Below are 22,137 nucleotides of genomic sequence, written 5' to 3' on the forward strand. Positions count from 1 at the left end.
GTTCCGGTCGGCCCGTTTGCCGCTCTCGTGTCGGTCGTGTCCCGAGGTCGGACGGGGCTCGCGGTGATCTCCGGCCGAACCACCGGACCCCACCTGGGGTGGTGATTCACTCCACCTCGGGGAAGGTTCCCGGCACCCGAGGCCCCTGATGCGCGGCGCCGATTTGCCGGAGAGTGGGGATTCCAGTCGTCCAGGAATCGGAGCCCGCAATGTCCACCACCCGCATGATCGCCGCCTCGCCGGGGCGTCGCGTCACGGTCGTCGCCGACGACGGCGTGGCGCTCGCGGTGCGGGAATACGGACCGCGCGACGCCGAACTCACCGTGGTCCTCGCGCACGGCCACTGCCTGCGCACCGAATCCTGGGCCGATGTCCGCGACGCGCTGTTGCGCGAATACGCGGGTGCGCGGGTGGTCTGCTACGACCATCGCGGCCACGGCGCCTCGGCGGCCGCGCCGTATCAGAGCTACCACCTCGACCAGCTCGGCCGTGACCTGAGTGCGGTGCTCGACGCCCTCGCACCGTCCGGGCCGGTCGTGTTGGCCGGGCATTCCATGGGCGGGATGACCGTGCTCACCTACGCGGCGCAGAATCCGCACGAGATCGGCACCAGGATCGTCGGGGTCGCGCTGCTGGCGACGGCGGCGAGCGGTGTCGCGGACGCCGGCTTCGGGCGGCTGCTGCGCAACCCGGCGATCCCGATGTTCCAGCGCGCCGTGCGGCGAGCGCCCGGCGTGATGCACCGCGCGAAGTTGCTGGCCTGCAAGCTGTTCGCGCCGGTGATCCGGGTGGCGGAGTTCGGCAACCGCCGGGTCGGCCCGCAGGTGCTCGCGCTCGCGAACGCCATGCACAACGAGACCTCGATCGTCACGATGGCCAGCTTCCTCAGCGCCTTCCTCACCTACGACCGCACCGACGCACTTCCGCTGCTCTCCCGCATCCCCACCGTGGTGCTGTGCGGGTCGGCGGATCTGATGACCCCGCCCTCGCACGCCCTCGAGATGGCCGCCGGGATCGACGGCTCGTCGCTGGTGATCCTCGACGGCGCAGGGCATTCGGTGATCCTCGAACAGCCGCGCGAGGTGGCCGAGGTGCTGGCCCGCTTGCTGGCACGGGTGCGCCGGGGCGACCGGGCCGGGTACGTGGCGGCCTGAGACGGCAATTCCGTACGGCCCGCATCGCTTACGATGCCGTGATGCGTATTTCCCTGTCGGTTCCCTACGACGAGAGGCAGATGCGGCGCACCCTCACCTTCCTCGTGGGGCGACAGGCAAAGATCGCCCGCCTCGTGGGCGCAGTCGGTCTTTTCGCGGGGATACTCCTCCTGATGTTCCGGACCCCTGTCGTGTGGGCGCCCTACGTCGTGCTGGCTGCGAGCCTTTACCTGCTGTTCGGCATGGTGCCGGTGACGGTGGCCTGGTCGATGCGGTCCCAGGCCGCGGCCGCCAAGGAGGACATGCAGCTGACCCTCGACGAGGAAGGGATCACCTTGGCCGCGCCTCGGGCCGAATCGCGACTGAGCTGGGCCGGGATCGACCGCATGGAAGAGACCGCCGAAGTCTGGTACGCCATGTTCGGCAAGTTGCAGGCGGTGCCCATCCCGAAGGATCTGATGACCGAGGCGGAGCGTACGACGTTCGCGGACTTCGTCTCGAGGTGGCAGGCCGAACGGCAGTCGGGGCGGTCGGAGCGCGGAAATATCGACCGGACGGGCGAATCGTCGTAGTTTCGATGGGGTGACGGTTCCGACTGACCTCCCCACCACTGTCGGCGACCTGCGCGCGGCCGGTTACCGGCCGCGCGGGGTGAAGGCCGAGATCCGTGCGAACCTGCTGGCGAAGCTGGGGGCGGGGGAGGACCCCTGGCCGGGCATCGTCGGCTTCGAGCGCACCGTGCTGCCGCAGCTCGAGCGGGCCCTGCTGGCGGGCCACGATGTGGTCCTGCTGGGCGAACGCGGCCAGGGCAAGACCAGGCTGCTGCGCACTCTGCTCGGCCTGCTCGACGAATGGACCCCGGTGATCGCCGGGGCCGAACTGGGCGAGCACCCGCTCGACCCGATCAGCACGGCCGGACGCAGGCTCGCCGCCGAGCTCGGCGACGACCTGCCGGTCGCGTGGCGGCACCGCTCGCAGCGCTATGCCGAGAAGCTCGCCACGCCGGACACCTCGGTGGGCGACCTGATCGGTGACGTCGACCCGGTCAAGGTCGCCGAAGGGCGCAGCCTCGGCGACCCGGAGACCATCCACTTCGGCCTGGTTCCTCGCGCGCATCGCGGCATCGTCGCGATCAACGAGCTGCCCGACCTGGCCGAACGCATCCAGGTCGCGCTGCTCAACGTGATGGAGGAACGCGACATCCAGGTCCGCGGCTACACCCTGCGCCTGCCCCTGGACGTGCTGCTGGTGGCCACCGCCAACCCCGAGGACTACACCAACCGCGGCCGCATCATCACCCCGCTCAAGGACCGGTTCGGCGCCGAGATCCGCACCCACTACCCGCTGGACGTGACCGCCGAGATCGCGCTGGTCCGGCAGGAAGCCGATCTGGTCGCGGAGGTGGGCGAACCGCTGATCGAGGTGCTCGCCAGGTTCGTGCGGCACCTGCGCGACTCCCCGGCGATCGACCAGCGTTCGGGTGTGTCGGCGCGGTTCGCGGTGGCGGCCGCGGAGACGGTCGCCGCCGCCGCGCTGCGCAGGTCCGCGCTGACCGGGGAGAATCCGGCCGTGGCCAGGCCGGTCGACCTGGATTCGGTGGCGGCGGTGTTGCGCGGCAAGCTGGAGTTCGAGTCCGGTGAGGAAGGCCGCGAACAGGAGCATCTCGCGCATCTGCTGCGCCGTGCGTTCGCCGAGACCGCCCGTGACCGGCTGGGCGGGCTGAATCTGCGGCCGCTGGTGGAAGCCGTCGCCGCCGGCCACCCGGTGACCACCGGCGACCGGGTGCCCGGCGCGGAAGTGCTGTCCGCGCTGCCCGAACTGCCGGTGCTGCACGAGGTCGCCGAGCGGCTCGACGTTCAGGCTTCGGATCAACCCGCACGGATCGCCTCGGCGGTCGAATTCGCTTTGGAGTCGCTGTTCCTCGCTCGCGAGATCGCCAAGGACGTCAGCGGTTCCGCCGATGGGGCTACCGGCGGTTCCGCCGACGGCGCCACCGTGTACCGCCGACCATGACCAGCGCCGACCGTTACTCCTACGGCCCGTATCACGACGGACCGGACCCGCTCGCGCCACCGGTCGACCTGCGCGCCGCGCTCGACATGGTCGGCCAGGAAGTCATGGCGGGCAGTTCGCCGCGCTCGGCGCTCGAAGAACTGCTCCGCCGCGGCACCCGCGACATGCGCGGCCTCGAGGAGCTGACCAGGCGGTTGTGGCAGAAACGGGCCGCGATCACCCGTGATCACCGGCTGGACGGCACGCTGCGCCGGGTGCGCGAACTGCTGGACGAGGCGCTGGAAGCCGAACGGCGCGCACTGTTCCCCGACCCCTCCGACGACGCCCGCTTCGCCGAAGCACGCCTGGACGCCCTGCCGTCGAGCACCGCCGCGGCGGTCAGCGAGCTCTCGGAATATCCCTGGCGGTCCGAGACCGGCCGGGAGAACTATCAGGCCATTCGTGAACTGCTCGGCCGCGAACTGCTCGAGTCGCGGTTCGACAGCATGAAGCAGGCGCTGCAGAGCACCACCCCCGAGGACCTCGAACGGGTCCGCCGGATGATGACCGACCTCAACGAACTGCTCGCCGCCCACACGCGCGGCGAAGACGTCGAGCAGCGGTTCGTCGAGTTCATGGCCGAGCACGGTGAGTTCTTCCCCGAAAACCCCCGCGACATCGAGGAATTGATCGACGCGCTCGCCGCCAGAGCCGCCGCCGCGCAACGCATGATGAATTCGATGTCGCAGCAGCAGCGCGCGGAACTCGAGCAGCTCATCGATCAGGCTTTCGGCGATCCCCGGCTGGCCGAGCAGGTCGGCGCGCTCGACGCCAACCTGCGGCACCTGCGCCCCGACGCCGACTGGGACTCCTCGCGCCGGTTCCGCGGCGACGACCCGCTCGGCATGGGTGACGGCGCGCAGGCTCTGCAGGACCTCGCCGAGCTGGATGCCCTCGCCGAACAACTCTCCCAGGCCTATCCGGGCGCTCAGCTCGAGGACATCGACCTGGAGGCGCTGGCCCGCCACCTCGGCGAGGACGCCCGCGTGGACGCCGCCCGACTGGCCGAACTGGAGCGCGAACTGCGTCGTCAGGGCCTGTTCGAGCGCGCGCCGGACGGGTCGCTCCGGTTGACGCCCAAGGCATTACGTCGCCTCGGCGAGGTGGCGCTGCGGGACGTGATCGGGCAGTTGCGAGCCAGGCGCGGTGAACGTGATACCGCCCGGGCCGGAGCGGCGGGAGAGCCGACCGGGGCGTCGCGGGCCTGGCGGTTCGGCGATACCGAGCCGTGGGACGTGTCGCGGACGGTGCGCAACGCGGTGCTGCGTTCGGCCTCGACAGGCAGCCGGAGCGTGCGGCTGGACGTGACGGACGTGGAGATCATGGAGACCGAGCAGCGCTCCCGCGCGGCGGTCGCGCTGTGTGTGGACACCTCCTGGTCGATGGTGCAGGACGGCCGCTGGGTGCCGATGAAACGCACCGCGCTGGCGCTGCACCAGCTCATCAGCACCCGATTCCGTTCCGACGCACTCGATCTCATCACCTTCGGCCGCCACGCCACGACCGTCGACATCGGCGAGCTGACCGCGTTGGACGCGGTGTGGGAACAGGGCACCAATCTGCACCACGCCCTGCTGCTGGCCGGCCGTCACCTGCGCAGGCACCCGGACGCGGTGCCGGTCGTGCTGGTCGTCACCGACGGCGAGCCCACCGCCCACCTGGAACCCGACGGCGAGGCGTACTTCCAGTGGCCGTCGGCCCCCCGCACCCTGGCGGTGACCATGGCCCAGGTCGATTCGCTGGCGAAGCTGGGCGCCTCGGTGTCGGTGTTCATGCTCGGTGAGAATCCCCGCCTGGAGGCGTTCGTCGATCTGGTTGCGCGCCGCAGCGGGGGCCGGGTGATCGCCCCGGACCTCGACGGACTGGGGGCCGCGGTGGTGTCGGACTACCTGCGGGGACGGCGAGGCTGAAGCCGTCGCCGTCACGGTTCGCGCGGCGGCGACCTACTGCACCCGCTCCCACCCCCGCCGCGGTGCGCGGGCGCCGAGTTGCTCGTCGCGGCTGCGGTAGACGATGTAGGGCCTGGTCAGATAGCCCAGCGGCATGGAGAACACGTGCACCAGCCGGCTGAAGGGCCAGAAGGCGAACAGGATCCAGGCGGACAGGACGTGTAGCTGGAAGCCGAGCGGGGCTCGGAGGATGAGGCCGGTGTCGGGCTGGAAGGCGAAGATCGAGCGGAACCAGGGGGCGACGGTTTCGCGGTAGTTGTGCGGTTCGTCGGTGAGGTTGGCCAGCACGGTGGTGCCGAGACCGAGCACGAGGGTGCCGACCAGCAGGATGTACATGATCTTGTCGTTGCGGGTGGTGGCGGAGAATACGGGGCCCACGGTGCGGCGGCGGTAGACGAGGATGGCGGCGCCGGTGAGCGTCGCGATACCGGCGATCACGCCGAGGGTGAACGCGACGACGTGATAGGCGGTCTCGCTGATGCCGACGGCGTCGGTCCAGGATTCGGGGATCAGCAGCCCGATGACGTGGCCGACGATGACGACCAGGATGCCGAAATGGAACAGCGGGCTGCCCAGGCGCAGCAGCCGGTTCTCGTAGAGCTGGGAGGAGCGGGTGGTCCAGCCGAACTTGTCGTATCGGTAGCGCCAGTAGTGGCCGACGACGAAGATCGCCAGGGCGGCATAGGGCACGGCGACCCACAGCAGTGTCTCGGCGGCGGTGGGGTCGGCGGCGCTGGCGAGATGCGCGGTCATCGGCTGGCCTCCAGTGGATCGGGCATGCGCGGGTCGGGCAGTAACTGCGGTGCCGTGTGGTGGGCGGGCGCGTTCTGCGAGGGTGCGTACTGCGAGGGGGCGTACTGCGAGGGGGCGTAGGGCGCGAGCCCGACCTCTTCTTCCGGCGGTCCTTCGGCGACCAGGCGCGCCACCGCGTCGGACTCCGAGCCCTTCAGCGCGGGCAGGGTCGCCGAGACGGAGTCGAGCACGTGCCTCCACGGCGAGCCGGTCTCGTGCAGCCCCAGCCGCATCACCTCCAGACCGGCGCGATGCTCGGTGAGCAGCCGCAGCCCGGTCTCGGCGTCGCCGGACGCGGCGAACTCCAGCACCACCGCGAGATGGTCGGGCAGTTCGTCGTCGGACAGGTCCAGCCCGGCCGCGCGATAGGCCTGTTTGAAGCGCAGCAGCGCGACCCCGCGCTTGCGGGTGTCGCCGTAGGCGAAGTAGGTGAGGTAGGGGCTGAAGCGTTTGCGGTGGTCGAAGGTGGCCACGTAGGCGGCGGCCAAGTCCTCGCGGCCGACGGCGTCGACGTGGGACAGGAACAGGCCCAGCGGTGCGCCCAGTGGCCGCGGCAGCGCGGCGGCGACGCGGCGCAACGTCGGCAGATGCTCGGCGAAGTGGTCGTCGGGATAGTTCATCAGCACCGACTGGGTCTGCCAGGCGGCCGAGCGGGTGGCGGGATCGATCTTCATCGGCTGTCCCCGTCGGTCTCGCGCTCGGGCGGGAACAACCCCTCGTCGGCGCGGCCGTCCCAGTTGAGCAGGTTCACCCGTGCGCGATTGCCCGCCGGTGTGGTGGCGTCCTCGGCGGTCTGGCGGTCGCGCAGCATCCGGAAGTTCTCCACCGCGATCGGAGAGACCCCGCCGGAACTCTCGCCGAACGGGCCCGAGGTCATGCCGGGTCCGCCCTCGTAGTCGAGGCTGCATTCGGTCGCGAGTTCTTCCAGCCCGTGCGCCTGTTCGGCGTGCGCGGCCGGAATGACGTAGCGCTCGTCGTATTTGGCCAGCGCCAGCAACCGGAACATGTCGTAGACCTGCTCGCCGCTCATGCCGACCGCGTTCGCCACCTCCTCCCTGGGTTCGCGGCCGAGGTTGATGTCGCGCATGTAGCTGCGCATGGCGGCGAGTTTGCGCAGCACCTCGACCACCGGGGTCCGATCGCCCGCGGTGAACAACTGGGCCAGATAGTCCACCGGGATGCGCAGGGCCTCGATGGCGGCGAAGAGGTTGCCGTGGTCCTCGGCGTCGTGACCGGTGTCGCGGACGACATCGACGACCGGCGACAGCGGCGGGATGTACCAGACCATCGGCAGCGTGCGGTATTCCGGATGCAGCGGCAGCGCCACCCGGTAGGTGTTGATCAGCGAGTAGATCGGCGACCGGCGCGCGGCCTCGATCCAGTCGTGCGGAATGCCCGCCCGCTCGGCCTCCCGGCGCACCTGCGGGTCCTCCGGATCGAGGAAGACCTCCCGCTGCGCGTCGTAGAGATCCTGCTCGTCCGGGGTCGATGCCGCTTCGAGAACCTTGTCGGCGTCGTAGAGCACCAGACCGATGTAGCGCAGCCGTCCCACACAGGTCTCGGCGCATACGGTCGGCAGGCCGACCTCCACGCGCGGAAAACAGAACGTGCATTTCTCCGCTTTGCCGGTGCGGTGATTGAAATACACCTTCTTGTACGGGCAGCCCGAGACGCACATGCGCCAGCCGCGGCAGCGGTCCTGGTCGACGAGCACGATGCCGTCCTCGCTGCGCTTGTAGATCGCGCCCGAGGGGCACGAGGCCGCGCACGAGGGATTGAGGCAGTGCTCGCAGATGCGCGGCAGGTAGAACATGAAGGTCTGCTCGAACTCGAACTTCACCTGATCCGAGATCTTCGCCAGCATCGGATCCTTGTGGCCGTATTCGGGCGCGCCGCCGAGGTCGTCGTCCCAGTTGGCCGACCAGGAGATCGTGGTGTCCTTGCCGGTGATGAGCGATTTCGGCCTGGCCACCGGGGTGTGCTCCTGGGCGGGCGCGGTGGTGAGGTTGCGGTAGTCGTAGGTCCACGGCTCGTAGTAGTCGCCGAGCGCGGGCAGTTTCGGATTGCTGAAGATGGTGAGCAGCTTGCGCAATCGGCCGCCGCCCTTCAGGCGCAGCCTGCCCCTGCGGTCGAGCGTCCAGCCGCCCCGCCACTGCTCCTGATCCTCGTACGTGCGCGGATACCCTTGGCCCGGACGGGTTTCCACATTGTTGAACCAGACGTACTCCACCCCGGACCGATTCGTCCATGCCTGCTTGCAGGTGACCGAACAGGTGTGGCAGCCGATGCACTTGTCGAGGTTCATCACCATCGCCATCTGCGCCATGATCCGCATCAGTAGCTCACTTCCTGGCTGCGCCTGCGGATGACGGTGACTTCGTCCCGCTGGTTACCGGTCGGGCCGAGATAGTTGAACGCGAAACTCAATTGGGCGTATCCGCCGATGAGGTGGCTGGGTTTGACCAGCAGCCGGGTCAGCGAATTGTGGATGCCGCCGCGGCGGCCGGTGGTCTCGCTGAGCGGCACGTCTATCAGCCGTTCCTGCGCGTGGTACATGTACACCGTGCCCTCGGGCATGCGGTGCGAGACGATCGCGCGGGCCACCACGACGCCGTTGCGGTTCACCGCCTCGATCCAATCGTTGTCGCCGATGCCGACTTTCGCCGCGTCCAGCGGTGACATCCAGATCGTCGGGCCGCCGCGCGAGAGGCTGAGCATGAACAGGTTGTCCTGATACTCGGAGTGGATCGACCACTTGCTGTGCGGGGTGAGATAACGCACCGCGATGCCCAGTTCGCCGGTCTCGCCCACACCGGGTTCGCCGAACAGTTCGTGCATCGACAGCGGCGGCCGGAAGACCGGCAGGTTCTCGCCGAGTTCGCTCATCCAATCGTGATCGAGATAGAAGTGCTGGCGGCCGGTCAGGGTGTGCCAGGGCTTGTCGCGTTCGACATTGATGGTGAACGGAGAGTAGCGGCGTCCGCCGGTCTCCGAACCCGACCACTCCGGGGAGGTGATCACCGGCACCGGCGCGGACTGGGTGTCGGCGAAGGTGATGCGCTTGCCCTCGTGCTCGGCGGCCAGATCGGCCAGCGCGGTGCCGGTGCGCCGCTCCAGCGTGCGGAAGCCCTGCGCGGCCAGATGCCCGTTGGTGGTGCCGGAGAGGGCCAGGATCGCCTCGCAGGCGTGCACGTCCCGTACCAGCGACGGCCGCCCGTCGGCGGGCCCGCCGCGGATCGTGCCGTTCTTCTCCCGCAGGTAATCCACCTCGCGCCGCACCTCGTAGGTGATGCCCTTGGTGGTCGCGCCGAGAGTGTCGGCGAGCGGGCCGAGCGAGCGCATCTTGGCCGAAATGGCGCCGTAATCTCGTTCCACGACAACAAATTTCGGCAAATTGCGGCCGGGCACCGGCTCGTGTTCACCGTCGCGCCAGTCGGCCACCCGGCCGTGCGGTGTGGCCAGCTCGTCGGGGGTGTCGTGCAGCAGCGGGACCGCTACGGCGTCCTTGCGCACGCCGAGCCGGTCGCGGGCCAGCTCGCTGAAGGTCTCGGCGATGGTCTGGAAGGCGTCCCAGTCGGTGCGGGTCTGCCACGGCGGGGCGATCGCCGGATTGAACGAGTGCACGAACGGGTGCATGTCGGTGGTGTTCAGATCGTGCTTCTCGTACCAGGTGGCGGCGGGCAGCACGACATCGGAGAAGACCGTGGTGCTGGTCATCCGGAAGTCCAGGCACAGCAGCAGGTCGAGCTTGCCGCGCGGGGCCTGCTCGTGCCAGACCACATCGCGCGGGCGGGCGCCCGGCGGCGCCTCCGACGCCCGCAGCGAGGAGTCGGTGCCGAGCAGGTGTTCGAGGAAGTATTCGTTGCCCTTGCCGGAGGAGCCGAGCAGATTGGCGCGCCAGACGGTGAGCACGCGCGGGAAGTTGGCCGGGGCGTCGGGGTCCTCGCAGGCGAACCGCAGCCGTCCCGCTCGCAGTTCCTCGACGATGTACTCCCCGATGGGCTTGCCGAGACGCTCTGCCGCCTCGGCGATGTCGAGCGGATTGCGATCGAAAGTGGGGTAGGACGGCATCCAGCCCAGGCGCGCCGCCTGCGCGATGACGTCGGCGGTGCTCATGCCCGCCAGTTGTCCGTCGGCGTGCGCGGCGGACAGGGTGTCGGCGCCGAACGGGTCGTAGCGGAACTGGTCGGTGTGCAGGTACCAGTAGGCGGTCTGGATCATCTGTCGCGGCGGTCGGCTCCAGTCCAGCGCGAACGCCAGTTGCGACCACCCGGTGACCGGCCTGCACTTCTCCTGTCCCACATAGTGCGCCCAGCCGCCGCCGTTGACACCCTGACAGCCGGTCAGCGTGGTCAGGGTGAGGAAGGCGCGGTAGATGGTGTCGGAGTGGAACCAGTGGTTGGTGCCCGCGCCCATCACGATCATCGACCGGCCCCGGCTCTCCTCGGCGTTGGCCGCGAACTCCCGGCCGATGCGCGCGGCGGCGGCCGCGGGCACGCCGGTGATCTTCTCCTGCCAGGCCGGGGTGCAGGGTTCGGAGGGGTCGTCGTAGCCGGTGGGCCACTGGCCGGGCAGGCCGTCGCGACGCACGCCGTACTGGGCCAGCAGCAGATCGAACACGGTGGTCACCAGGTGCCCGTTCACCCGGGTCACCGGGACGCCGCGGCGCAGCAGGGCAGGCGAGCCGTCGGCGGCGTCGAAACGCGGCAACGTCACCGTGACCGCTTCCTCGCCCAGCACGGTCAGCCGTGGGACGACATCGCCCAGCCGAAGGTTCCAGCGGCCCGCGCCCTGATCGCCGTAGCGAAAGCCCAGCGAGCCGTTCGGCACGACCGGGCGGCCCGTCGCGTCGTCGAGCAGCACCGTCTTGAACTCGGCGTTCTCGTGCGCGGTGTCGTCTCCGGCGGCGGTCCGGTCCGCCTGCTCTCCGGGGCGAACCTCACCCAGGTCGGCGGCGGTGAGGAATTTGCCCGGCCGGTGCTCGCCGTCGTGTTCGTCGAGCCGGACCAGGAACGGCAGGTCGGTGAAGCGGCGGACGTAGTCGGTGAAATAGGGAACCCGACGATCGACGAAGAACTCCCGCAGCACCACGTGCCCCATGGCCATCGCCAGCGCGCCGTCGGTGCCTGGCACGGGAGCGAGCCATTCGTCGGCGAACTTCACGTTGTCGGCGTAGTCGGGGGAAACCGCGATGACCTTTTGTCCCCGATAGCGCGCCTCGGCCATCCAGTGCGCGTCCGGGGTGCGGGTCACCGGCAGGTTGGAGCCCCACATGATCAGATAGCCCGCGTCCCACCAGTCCCCGGATTCGGGCACGTCGGTCTGGTCGCCGAAGACCTGCGGCGAGGCGACCGGAAGATCGGCGTACCAGTCGTAGAACGAGAGCATCGTCCCGCCCAGCAGGGAGACGAACCGGGCGCCGGAGGCGTGCGAGACCATCGACATCGCCGGAATCGGTGAGAAGCCGGCGACGCGATCGGGCCCGTAGGCGGCGATGGTGTGCACGTGCGCGGCGGCGACGATCTCCACGGCCTCGTCCCAGCTCGCGCGGACCAGCCCGCCCTTGCCGCGGGCCGACTTGTAGCGCCGGGCCTTCTCCGGATCTTCGACGATCTCCGCCCAGGCCGCCACCGGATCACCGGTGCGCTCCTTGGCCTCCCGGTACATCTCCAGCAAAACCCCGCGTACATACGGGTAGCGGACCCGGGTGGGGGAGTAGGTGTACCAGGAGAACGCCGCGCCGCGCGGGCAGCCGCGCGGTTCGTACTCGGGTCTGTCGGGACCGACCGAGGGATAGTCGGTCTGCTGGGTCTCCCAGGTGATGATCCCGTCCTTGACGTAGATCTTCCAGGAGCACGAGCCGGTGCAGTTCACGCCGTGGGTCGAGCGCACCACCTTGTCGTGGCTCCAGCGGTCCCGGTAGAACTGATCGGCCTCTCTGCCCCCGGACTGGAACATCGCCCGCAGGTCCGGCGAGACCTCCGTGCCGGTGCGCAGCGTCCGGTTGAAGAACCGGCGCGTCCGGACCAGCGCGTCGGTCAGGTCGTCGTCCAGCTGCGGGGTGGGCGTGCCCTTCCGGGAACGGGCCATGGGTATTCCTTCCGTCGCGGGGGAGAGCTCACGCGTTGGCGGCCACCGCTTTTCGGACCACGGTGAGGGTGAAGATCATCGCGGCCAGCGCCACGACCGCCAGTGCGAGCAGGCCGGGGCCGTAATCGGAGATCGCGCCGTAGATCCCGCCCATCACCAGCGGCGGCACGAATCCGCCGAGGCCGCCCGCCGCGCCGACGACGCCGGTGACCGAGCCGACCTTGCCCGGTGGCGCGAGCAGCGCGACCAGCGCGAAGGTCGCGCCGCTGCCGGTGCCGAGCGCGGCCGCCATCGCCAGGAACGCGATGGTGCCGATCGGCATGAGGGCCGGGGTGAAGGAGTCCGCGAACGCGCCGACCGCGACGATGGCGAGAGCCGCTGTCAGCACGGTCACCGCGCCGAACCGGTCCGCCAACCAGCCGCCGACCGGCCGCATCACCACTGCCAGCAGCACGAATCCGGCCATCCGGTTCGCCGCGTCGGATTGGGTCAGCTCATAGGCGGTCTTGAGGTAGGACGGCAGATACACCGAGAACGCGACGAAGCCGCCGAAGGTCACCGCGTAGAGCACCGACGCCTGCCAGGTGGCGGGCAGTCGCAAGGTCTGACCCAAGCGGGTGAGCATCGGCTCGGTCGGTGGGGTGCGGCCGGGCGCGTCGCGCATCAGCAGCCATGCCACGACCGCGTAGATCGTCAGTGCGGCGGCGCACAGCAGGAACGGGGTTGCCAGACCGCCCGCGTCGACCAGGGGGACCGTGGTCAGCGCGCTGATCGCGGTGCCGCCCATGCCCGCGCCGTACACCCCGATCGCCAGCCCCTGCCGCTCCGGCGGGAACCACCTGCTGACGAACGGCACGCCGATGGCGAAGGTGGTGCCGCCGAGCCCGAGGAAGAAGCCGCCGATCAACAGCCCCGCCAGCGAGGAGGTCCCGACCAGGCCGAGGAACAGCACCGGGACGACGGTGATCAACGAGACCAGCGGGAACATCACCCGCCCGCCGAACCGGTCGGTCAGCGCGCCCACCGGGATCCGGCCCAGCGCGCCGACGATCACCGGCACCGCCACCACCAGGGACTCGGCGAACGAGCCGAGCTCGAGTGACTCCTTGAATCGGGAGGCCAGCGGGCTCAGCAATGCCCAGGCCCAGAAATTGAGGGCGAAGCCGACGGTCGCCAGCACCAGCATGAGTGTGCGGCCGCCTACGGCGCTCCTGGTTCGGTCCGTGGCCGTGGTATCCACCGCTCCCATCGTCGCTCCCTCGACTCGTTCGCGTGCGGGTTGGCGTTGTGCGGTACCGGAGGATGTCTACGGCATCGGCCTGTTCGGAGACCGACGGAGACTGTCTCGGGTCCGGCGGAAACGGATGAGATGCCGGACGTGTGATTCAGGGAAAACGACGCGGATTCCGGCTGTCCGGTGGCTTCCGGAAGTCCTCGGCACTTTCCCACTGACGGGGGCCAGCGTACCCGTGGAGAGGGGAACGGCCGGTGAACTCTGCACAGAGAGTTGCCATCCGGCGGGTACTTCGTGCCCCCGCCGCGAAAACCGTTCCCACGGCGGGGCTTATGCCTCTGGAACTCCCGCACCGGATCAGATCGCCGACGAGCGCAGCCGGAACGCGAAGGCCGCGGCGATCAACAGCACCGCCGCGGTGCCTGCGGTGGCCGAATGGATGCCGGAGACGAAGGCCGCGTGTGCCGAGGTGAGGACCGTCTCGGCGGTCGCTTCCGGCAGTCCGCGGGCGAATTCGGTCGCGGCGGACAGGGATTCGCCCGCCTCGCCGGGCAAGCCCACGGGGCGCATGGCGTTGCGGAAGATGGCCATCACCGTGCTGCCGAGCAGGGCGACGCCCAGCGCGAGGCCGGTCTCGTAGGCGGTTTCCGACACCGCCGCGGCCGCGCCGGCGCGCTCGGCCGGGGCGGAGTTGATCACCAGGTCGGCGGAGACCGTCAGCGCCACGCCCACGCCCCCGCCGATGCCGAGGAAGCCGAGCACGAAAGGCACGGTAGCCGCGGTGGCGTCCGGGCCCAGGCGCAGGAACAACGCCGCGCCCACGGCCGCGGTCACCAATGCGCCGGCCAGCACGGTGCCGGGACGCAGTCGCCTCACCAGCCACGCGGCGGCGAGCGAGCCGAGTACCCCGGCGATCAGGCCGGGCAGCAACAGCACGCCCGCGCGCAGCGGCGAGTGGCCGAGCACGAGTTGCAGGTACTGCGAGCCGAAGAACAGCACACCAGCCAGTGCGAACACGGCCAGCAGGTTGGTCAGCACGGCGGTGCGGAAGGCCGGCCGGGCGAACAGTGTCAGATCCAGCATCGGCCGCGCGAGCCGTCGCTGCCTGCGCACGAACAGCGTGCCGGCGATCAGGCCCGCGGCGGCGGCCACGGCGAGCATCGGCCGCGGGCCGTGCGCGGCGGTCTCCTTCACGGCGTAGACGATCGGCACCAGGGTGAGCATGGACAGCGCCGCGCTCGGCAGGTCGAATCGGCCGGGGGCGGGATCGCGCGATTCGGGGATCAGCACCGGGGCCAGTGCGACCAGCACGAGCATGACCGGCAGATTCACCAGGAACACCGAACCCCACCAGTAGTGCTCGAGCAGCCACCCGCCCAGCAGCGGACCGGCCGCCGCGCCGCCGCCTGCCATCGCGCTCCACACCGCGATCGCGACGGTGCGCTGGCGCGGGTCGTGGAACATCGACCGAATCAGGCCCAACGTGGCGGGCATCAGTGTCGCGCCCGCGACACCCTGCAGTACGCGGGCGGCGATGAGCATGGCGGGCGAGATCGCCCACGCGGCCACCACGGACGCCAGCGCGAAGCCGATGGCGCCGATGATCAGCAGCTTACGGCGGCCGACGCGATCGCCGAGATCGCCCATCACCACCAGCAAGCCGGCGAGCACGAAGGAGTACACATCGATGATCCACAGCAACTGCGGGGTGGTGGGGGCCAGATCGGCGCTGAGCGCGGGCACCGCGAGATCGAGCACCGTGGCATCGATCGACAGCAGCAGCAGGGCGAGGGCGAGTACGGCCAGACCCGCCCAGGTGCGTGTGGTGGCGCGCGGCGGTGTGAGGGCGGGGGATGTGGGGGTGGGGGACGCCGGGGCGTTCATGACTTTCTCGACTTCCGTCGCTCGAGGGAATCGGACCATTTACCGTCCAGACGGTACAGTACCCGTCAGTACCGTCCGGACGGTATAGTCGACCCTCGTGACGTCGACCACCCGCGATCGGATCCTGGACGCACTCGAGTCCGTCCTGCTGGACAAAGGCATGTCCCAGGTGACATTGGAGAGCGTCGCCGCCGCGGCCAGGGTCTCCAAAGGCGGCTTGCTCTACCACTTCAAGAGCAAGGACGCGCTGCTGGCCGGACTCGTCGAGCGCTTGGGCGCCCGCGTCGAACACCAGCTGGCCGAGACCCGTGCCAAGGGCGGCGGCGTCGCCGAGTGGTACCTGCAGACTCCCGATCCGCGGGACAAGAGCGAGGCCGTGGAACTCGAGCTGTACCGCTCGATGCTGGCCACCATGCGCACCGTCGACGCCACCTCGGGTGCGGGTGGCGACGGCGTCCGGCGAGCCTTGGCCGACCTCATGAACTCCTGGTCGGACGGCTTGGACGCCGAGGTCGGCGACCCGGTGCGCGCCGACCTGATCCGCCTGGTCGGCGACGGCGTCTACCTACGGGCACTGCTCGGCGTACCGCCCATCGACCCGGAGCGCTACCGGCGGGTGGTCCACCTGTTGCTGGGGCGTTGAGGCTTCGCTCGCCACACGTCACGCGTCGTTCCCCCTGGACTGTCCGCTCGCCTGGAACCCCGGCGGCCCGGGGCGCTCGCTCCGTCGTCGGGACGCCGATCCGCGCATCTCACCGGGCTCCCGGCGAACTCGAGGACTCTCACAGCCCCACATACTCGGCGAGGTGCTTGCCGGTGAGGGTGGTCCCGTCGGCGATCAGGTCGGCCGGGGTGCCCTCGAAGACGACCTTGCCGCCGTCGTAGCCGGCGCCGGGGCCGAGGTCGATGATCCAGTCGGCGTGGGCCATGACGGCTTGGTGGTGTTCGATGACGATGACCGTCTTGCCCGCGTCGACGAGACGGTCGAGCAGGGCGAGCAGGTTCGCCACGTCGGCGAGGTGCAGGCCGGTGGTGGGTTCGTCGAGGATGTAGATCTCGCCCTTGTCGGCCATCTGGCTCGCCAGCTTGAGGCGCTGACGCTCGCCGCCGGACAGGGTGGTCAGCGGCTGGCCGAGGGTGATGTACCCGAGGCCGACGTCGGTGATGCGTTGCAGGATCTTGTGGGCGGCGGGGGTGCGTGCCTCTCCGGCGCCGAAGAATTCGGCGGCCTCGGCGGCGGGCATCGAGAGGACTTCGCTGATGTCGCGGCCGTCGAGGTGATAGTCGAGCACCGAGGCGTCGAAGCGTTTGCCCTCGCACAGTTCGCACACCGTGGAGACACTCGCCATCGGGCCGAGGTCGGTGTAGACGACGCCCGCGCCGTTGCAGGTGGGGCAGGCGCCTTCCGAATTCGGGCTGAACAGCGCGGGTTTCACGCCGTTGGCCTTGGCGAAGGCCTTGCGGATGGGTTCGAGCAGGCCGGTGTAGGTGGCGGGGTTGGAGCGGCGCGAGCCCTTGATGGCAGTCTGGTCGACGACCACGACGCCCTCGCGCTTGGCGAGGTTGCCGTGGATCAGCGAGCTCTTGCCCGAGCCCGCTACGCCGGTCACGACCGTGAGAATGCCGGTGGGGATGTCGATGTCGACGTCGCACAGGTTGTTCTGGTTCGCGCCGCGGATCTCGAGAGCGCCGGCGGGCTTGCGGACGGTGTCTTTCACCGTGGCGCGGTAGCCGAGGTGGCGTCCGGTGCGGGTGTCGGACTCGCGCAGGCCGTCGATATCACCTTCGTAACAGATGGTGCCGCCGTCGGTGCCCGCGCCGGGGCCGAGGTCGACCACGTGGTCGGCGATGACGATGGTCTCGGGCTTGTGCTCGACGACCAGCACGGTATTTCCCTTGTCGCGCAGACGGATCAGCAGTTCGTTCATGCGCTGGATGTCATGCGGGTGCAGGCCGATGGTGGGTTCGTCGAAGACATAGGTGACGTCGGTCAACGCCGAGCCCAGATGGCGAATCATCTTGGTGCGCTGGGCTTCACCGCCGGACAGCGTGCCTGCGGGCCGGTCGAGGGACAGGTAGCCGAGGCCGATCTCGACGAAGCCGTCGAGGGTGTGGCGCAGCGTGGTCAGCAGCGGGGCGACCGACGGCTCGTCGAGATCGCGCACCCAGTCGGCGAGATCGGTGATCTGCATGGCGCAGGCGTCGGCGATGCTGATGCCCTTGATCTTCGACGAGCGCGTCAACGCGCTCAGCCGGGTGCCCTCGCACTCGGGGCAGGAGGCGAAGGTGATGGCGCGGTCGACGAAGGCGCGGATGTGCGGCTGCATCGCCTCGCGGTCCTTGGACAGGAACGACTTCTGGATGCGCGGGATCAGGCCCTCGTAGGTGACATTGATGTTGTCGACCTTGATCTTGGTCGGCTCCTTGTAGAGCAGATCGTTGAGCTCGCGCTTGGTGTACTTGCGGATCGGCTTGTCCGGGTCCAGGAAACCCGAACCCATGAAGATGCGGCCGTACCAGCCGTCCATGCTGTAGCCGGGGATGGTGAGCGCGCCCTCGGCCAGCGATTTGCTGTCGTCGTAGAGGGCCGACAGGTCGAAGTCGGAAACCTTGCCCATGCCCTCGCAGCGCGGGCACATGCCGCCGGTGACGCTGAACTCGCGTCGCTCACGGATCTCCCGCCCGCCCTTCTCCACGGTGACCGCGCCCGCCCCGCTGATGGAGGCGACATTGAACGAGAAGGCCTGCGGCCCACCGATGTGCGGCGTGCCCAGGCGGCTGAACAGGATGCGCAGCAGCGCGTTGGCATCGGTGGCGGTGCCGACGGTGGAGCGGACATTGGCGCCCATCCGCTCCTGATCGACGATGATCGCGGTGGTCAGCCCCTCGAGCAGATCCACCTCGGGACGAGCCAGCGTCGGCATGAAACCCTGCACGAAGGCGCTGTAGGTCTCGTTGATCATCCGCTGCGATTCGGCGGCGATGGTGCCGAAGACCAGCGAACTCTTGCCCGACCCGGACACACCGGTGAAGACCGTGAGCCTGCGTTTCGGGATCTCGACGCTGACGTCCTTCAGATTGTTCTCGCGCGCGCCCTGCACGCGGATCACATCGTGGTTGTCGGCAACGTGCGGGGTGTCCGTGGCGGGGGCCGGGCTCATCGGATCTCCATCGGTCAGCGGATCGGGCCGTCGGTCGGCGAACTGGAAGGGCGGTACGCGCAGGGAGGGTACCGGCTGGTGGGGACAGAAATGGAAAAGGTCAGCGGCGCTGCTGGATGCGGATCATGTTGCCCGCCGGATCGCGCAGCGCGAAGTCGCGCACGCCGTAGGGCTGGTCGATCGGCTCCTGCACGATCTCCACCTCGCGCGCCTGCAACTTCTCGAAGGCGGCGTCGACGTCGTCGGAGGCGAGCAGGATCGACCCGTAGGTGCCCTTGGCCATCATCTCGGTGATGGTGCGGCGCTCCTCGTCGGTGATGCCGGGGTCGGCGGCGGGCGGGTGCAGCACGATGGAGGTGCCGGGCTGTCCGGGCGGGCCGACGGTGAGCCAGCGCATGCCCTCGTAGCCGACGTCCTGGCGCAGTTCGAAGCCGAGGGCGTCGCGGTAGAAGGCCAGCGCGGCCTCGGCGTCGTCGTGGGGAAGGAAGCTGGAAGCGATGGTGATGTCCATGACGATCACGCTAGTTGCGGCGGGTTCACCGGCGCTTCTCGATTCCTGACCGGTCTGGTGACTTTCTTGACCACGAGCGAGGGCAGATCCACCGGCGCTTCGGCGGCCTGTTTGCGGTAGGCGCTGGGGGACATGCCGACAAGCTCGGTGAAACGGGTGCTGAAGGTGCCCAGCGAGGAGCAGCCGACGTCGAAGCAGACCTCGGTGACGCTCAGATCGCCGCGGCGCAGCAGGGCCATGGCCCGCTCGATGCGGCGGGTCATCAGATAGCTGTAGGGAGATTCGCCGTACGCGGCGCGGAACTGCCTGCTCAGGTGCCCCGCGGACATGTGCGCGTCGCGCGCCAGCGCCTCGACGTCGAGGGGGCGGGCGTATTCGCGGTCGATGCGGTCGCGCACCCGGCGCAATCGAGCGAGATCACGGAGGCGCTGATCAGAGCCGTTCTTTCCGGTCACCTGCCCCATCGTCGCACACTCGGCGACTTCGATGAGCGGTGGCGCGACACGCGGATGACGCCGTGCCCGGTGCTCATGTCCGCCCTGAGCGATTCGTCAGGGCCCGAACCGCTCCGCTCGCACCCGTCCTCGCCCGGAGTGCGATCGTCGAAACCGGACATTTCCACGGTCTGCGGGACTATCCTGAGCGCCACCGTCGCCGGTCCGGCCGTGTCCGCGACGGTCGGAGGGGCGGTGTCGTCGTCGGTCAGGAGGTCACGATGTCGAAGCGCGTCACGGCTCGCACGGTGTGGCGGTACCTCGAGCGTGGATTCCTCCTCTACGGCGCGGGCGTCGGCGGCCTGATGCCCTGCTACGAGGAGTGGCTGCGCCGCGCCCGGGACGAGGAACGCGCCGACGCGCCGGAACGGGACGCTCACTGGGACTGGTCCGTGCCGTACCGGTGGTACGACGACGCCGCGCACGGGCCGCGGTAGCACCGGACACCGCGGAAGCCCCGAGGTCGCGGAGGAACCGAGGCTCGGGTCCGAGCCCGGTCAGCGCCCGCCGGGAACCGACGCCCTTCCCGAGGTCGGCGCGGACTGTTCGGAGTCCTCGAGGACCCCCGGCACGCCGCTCTCCACGACATAGGTTGCCCGGGTGTGGATCGGCGCACCCGGGCGGTCGATGTAGGGGACGACCCGGAAGTCGTTGCGCCAGAGCCGATGATCCAGATCCACCCGCACGTAGCCGCGCTGAGAGTTGAAGAACTGCAGGTCCGGATTGGCGGCGAGCAGCACACGGCCGATGTCGTCGACATCCCGGCCGTTGCCGCCGGTGGTGATCGAGGTGCCGGTGAATTCCGCGGCGACCACCGGCGCTCCGGGATCGGAGTAGTCCGCGCGCAGATTCGCGGCGTGGTTCTGGTGGCGGTCGCCGGTGATGACGACCAGATTCTCGACGCCGCGCCGCGCGGCCGTGCCGAGGACGAGATCGCGGTCGGCGGTGTAGCCGTCCCACGAGTCGGTCGAGACCCGCAGCCCTGGTCCGGGGTCGATGTCGGTCTCGCCCATCCCGACCTGGTTACCGAGGATCTGCCAGCGGGCCGTCGATGTCGTCAGCCCGTCGAGCAGCCAGTCCCGTTGCGTGCCACCGAGAATGGTGCGCTCGGGGTCGGCGACCTCGGGACAGTCCGAGGTGGTGTTCTCACTGCAGACCTGGACCGATCGGTACTGACGGGTGTCGAGCATGGTGAGCTCGGCCAGATCACCCCAGCCGAAACGCCGGTGCAGCAGCATCGACGCCCCGTCCGGCAGCTGGGCCAGGCGCAACGGCTGGTGCTCGTACATGGCCTGGAACGCGGCGGCCTTGCGGCGGCGGAACAACGGGGGCACGCGGTAGATGTCGAAGCCGAGACCGGGATGGTCGGCAGCCCAGTTGTTGTCGACCTCGTGATCGTCGAAGGTGACTATCCACGGGAAGGCGGCATGCGCGTCGCGCAGCGGTTGCTCGGCCTTGCCCTGGGCGTAGCGGAGGCGATAGCCGGCCAGGTCGGTGGCTTCGCCGGTGAGGATCGCGGGCTCGTCGAGCCGGTTGTGCCGCCAGCTCTTCTCGTAGATGTAGTCGCCGAGGTGCACTACCAGTTCGAGGTCCTCGGCGGCCAGATGCTCGTAGGCGGTGAAGTAACCCGCGCTCCAGGCCTGGCAGGACGCGAAGGCGAAGCGCAGCCGCTCGACCGCCTGGCCGTGGGCGGGTGCGGTCCGGGTGCGGCCCACCGGGGAGATCACCGATCCGGCGCGGAACCGGTAGTAGTACCAGCGGTCCGGCTCCAGGCCGTGGATCTCCGGATGCACCGAATGCGCCAGTTCCCTGGTGGCCACAGCCGTGCCGCGACGCACCACCGAACGGAAGTGCTCGTCGTGGGCGAGTTCGTAGTCGACCGAGACCGGGGCGTTCATCATGCCGCCGTGCCCGTCGGGGGCGAGTGGGTCGGGCGCGAGCCTGGTCCACAGCACGACGCTGTCGGGAGCGGGGTCCCCGGAGGCGACGCCCAGCGTGAACGGGTCCGCCGACCAGCGCGGCGTGCGGAATCGGCCGCTGCTCGCCGCCGACGTTCCCACCAGCACGGCGACCGACCCGGCGGCGGCGAGGCGCAGCGCCTGCCTGCGGGGGATTGCCATATCGCCACGTTACCGCCACGGGACCCCTCGGGGCGGTCTGTCGGTGGCTCGTCCCGGGTGTGGCCGAGCTCGCTTCCTGGTTGATCGCGGCGGTGCTGGGTACGTCCGAACGTGACACCGTCCGACGATAGGAAAGGCACCAGATGTCTCAGCCCATCACCAGCACCCTCGATTCCGAGCAGCAGCGCATCGCGGGCGACGCCTTGCGTGCGACGGTGGTCGATCTGATCGATCTCTCGCTGATCGCCAAGCAAGCGCACTGGAACGTCATCGGCCCGAACTTCCGGTCGGTGCACCTGGCGCTGGACGAGCTCGTCACCGCGGCCCGTGACTTCACCGACTCGGCGGCCGAGCGCGCGACCGCCATCGGCGTCAGCCCCGACGGCCGGGCCGCCACCGTCGGCCGTGATTCCGGCGCGATCGGCATCGGCGACGGCTGGCTCGAGGACACCGCCGTGATCGACTCGATCGTGGCCAACCTCGCCGCGATCATCAGCAGACTGCGCGAGCGCATCGACGCCACCGAGAAGGCCGACCCGGTCACCCAGGATCTGATCATCGCGATCGCCGCACGACTCGAGCAACTGCACTGGATGTGGCAGGCGCAGGTCGCCTCGGCCTGACGTCTCACCCGACAGCGACCCCTCGGGCGCGCCTGCCGCCGACCAACGGCGGCGGGCGCGCCTTCGGTGTCGC

The 22,137-nt window shown here is 69.6% G+C and carries 17 protein-coding genes; 7 read left to right on the plus strand and 10 right to left on the minus strand.

Features of this window, described 5'->3' with window-relative positions; genetic code table 11:
- Positions 1-209 precede the first annotated feature (209 nt).
- The 4 genes from NS3_RS15740 (at position 210) to NS3_RS15755 (ending at position 5,116) form a co-directional block, all read left to right on the plus strand.
- Positions 210-1,154: an alpha/beta fold hydrolase gene (locus NS3_RS15740; RefSeq protein WP_067860259.1), complete on the plus strand. Its 945-nt coding sequence runs from the start codon at positions 210-212 to the stop codon at positions 1,152-1,154.
- Between the two features lie 80 nt (positions 1,155-1,234).
- Positions 1,235-1,726: a YcxB family protein gene (locus tag NS3_RS15745; protein ID WP_169811647.1), complete on the plus strand. Its 492-nt coding sequence runs from the start codon at positions 1,235-1,237 to the stop codon at positions 1,724-1,726.
- Between the two features lie 10 nt (positions 1,727-1,736).
- Complete coding sequence (locus NS3_RS15750; protein ID WP_067860263.1) at positions 1,737-3,167, plus strand: ATP-binding protein; 1,431 nt, start codon at positions 1,737-1,739, stop codon at positions 3,165-3,167.
- The gene (locus NS3_RS15755) at positions 3,164-5,116 is read left to right on the plus strand and encodes a vWA domain-containing protein (RefSeq protein ID WP_067860265.1); all 1,953 of its coding nucleotides are present in this window, start codon (positions 3,164-3,166) and stop codon (positions 5,114-5,116) included. The genes NS3_RS15750 and NS3_RS15755 overlap by 4 nt, the downstream gene beginning before the upstream one ends.
- Positions 5,117-5,149: 33 nt before the next feature.
- Here the strand turns inward: NS3_RS15755 and narI are convergent, their stop codons facing one another.
- The 6 genes from narI to NS3_RS15785 form a co-directional block, all read right to left on the minus strand.
- A complete protein-coding gene (gene narI / locus NS3_RS15760) occupies positions 5,150-5,908 on the minus strand; it encodes a respiratory nitrate reductase subunit gamma (RefSeq protein WP_067860267.1) in 759 nt (252 codons plus the stop codon).
- Entirely contained in the window at positions 5,905-6,621 is a 717-nt protein-coding gene (gene narJ, locus NS3_RS15765; protein ID WP_084495591.1) for a nitrate reductase molybdenum cofactor assembly chaperone, read from the minus strand. Before narJ ends, narI begins: the two co-directional genes overlap by 4 nt.
- Positions 6,618-8,282, minus strand: coding sequence for a nitrate reductase subunit beta (gene narH / locus NS3_RS15770; protein WP_067860269.1), 1,665 nt, complete (start codon positions 8,280-8,282; stop codon positions 6,618-6,620). Before narH ends, narJ begins: the two co-directional genes overlap by 4 nt.
- Positions 8,282-12,037, minus strand: a complete 3,756-nt coding sequence (locus NS3_RS15775) for a nitrate reductase subunit alpha (RefSeq protein ID WP_169811648.1) — start codon at positions 12,035-12,037, stop codon at positions 8,282-8,284. The genes narH and NS3_RS15775 overlap by 1 nt, the downstream gene beginning before the upstream one ends.
- Positions 12,038-12,065: 28 nt before the next feature.
- Positions 12,066-13,286, minus strand: a complete 1,221-nt coding sequence (locus NS3_RS15780; protein ID WP_067860271.1) for an MFS transporter — start codon at positions 13,284-13,286, stop codon at positions 12,066-12,068.
- Between the two features lie 342 nt (positions 13,287-13,628).
- Positions 13,629-15,155 carry an MFS transporter gene (locus NS3_RS15785; protein ID WP_067860272.1) on the minus strand — a complete coding sequence of 509 codons (1,527 nt, stop codon included), beginning with the start codon at positions 15,153-15,155 and terminating at the stop codon, positions 13,629-13,631.
- Between the two features lie 97 nt (positions 15,156-15,252).
- On the opposite strand from NS3_RS15785, the gene NS3_RS15790 reads away from it, so the two are divergent.
- Complete coding sequence (locus NS3_RS15790) at positions 15,253-15,798, plus strand: TetR/AcrR family transcriptional regulator (RefSeq protein ID WP_067860274.1); 546 nt, start codon at positions 15,253-15,255, stop codon at positions 15,796-15,798.
- Positions 15,799-15,937: 139 nt separating this feature from the next.
- Here the strand turns inward: NS3_RS15790 and NS3_RS15795 are convergent, their stop codons facing one another.
- The 3 genes from NS3_RS15795 to NS3_RS15805 form a co-directional block, all read right to left on the minus strand.
- A complete protein-coding gene (locus NS3_RS15795; protein ID WP_067860275.1) occupies positions 15,938-18,316 on the minus strand; it encodes an ATP-binding cassette domain-containing protein in 2,379 nt (792 codons plus the stop codon).
- A gap of 100 nt (positions 18,317-18,416) precedes the next feature.
- Positions 18,417-18,827: a VOC family protein gene (locus NS3_RS15800; protein ID WP_067860385.1), complete on the minus strand. Its 411-nt coding sequence runs from the start codon at positions 18,825-18,827 to the stop codon at positions 18,417-18,419.
- 5 nt (positions 18,828-18,832) lie between these two features.
- Positions 18,833-19,291, minus strand: coding sequence for a helix-turn-helix transcriptional regulator (locus NS3_RS15805; protein ID WP_067860277.1), 459 nt, complete (start codon positions 19,289-19,291; stop codon positions 18,833-18,835).
- Positions 19,292-19,542: 251 nt separating this feature from the next.
- On the opposite strand from NS3_RS15805, the gene NS3_RS29140 reads away from it, so the two are divergent.
- The gene (locus tag NS3_RS29140; RefSeq protein ID WP_157101367.1) at positions 19,543-19,758 is read left to right on the plus strand and encodes a hypothetical protein; all 216 of its coding nucleotides are present in this window, start codon (positions 19,543-19,545) and stop codon (positions 19,756-19,758) included.
- Between the two features lie 60 nt (positions 19,759-19,818).
- On the opposite strand, the gene NS3_RS15815 is transcribed toward NS3_RS29140, so the two are convergent.
- Positions 19,819-21,441 carry an alkaline phosphatase D family protein gene (locus tag NS3_RS15815; protein WP_067860282.1) on the minus strand — a complete coding sequence of 541 codons (1,623 nt, stop codon included), beginning with the start codon at positions 21,439-21,441 and terminating at the stop codon, positions 19,819-19,821.
- A 143-nt stretch (positions 21,442-21,584) separates the two neighbouring features.
- Between NS3_RS15815 and NS3_RS15820 the strand changes: the two genes are divergently transcribed.
- Entirely contained in the window at positions 21,585-22,064 is a 480-nt protein-coding gene (locus NS3_RS15820) for a Dps family protein (protein WP_067860284.1), read from the plus strand.
- Positions 22,065-22,137: the final 73 nt, after the last annotated feature.

This window comes from Nocardia shimofusensis NBRC 100134, from assembly GCF_001613125.1.
GTDB classification, from domain to species: Bacteria; Actinomycetota; Actinomycetes; order Mycobacteriales; family Mycobacteriaceae; genus Nocardia; species Nocardia shimofusensis.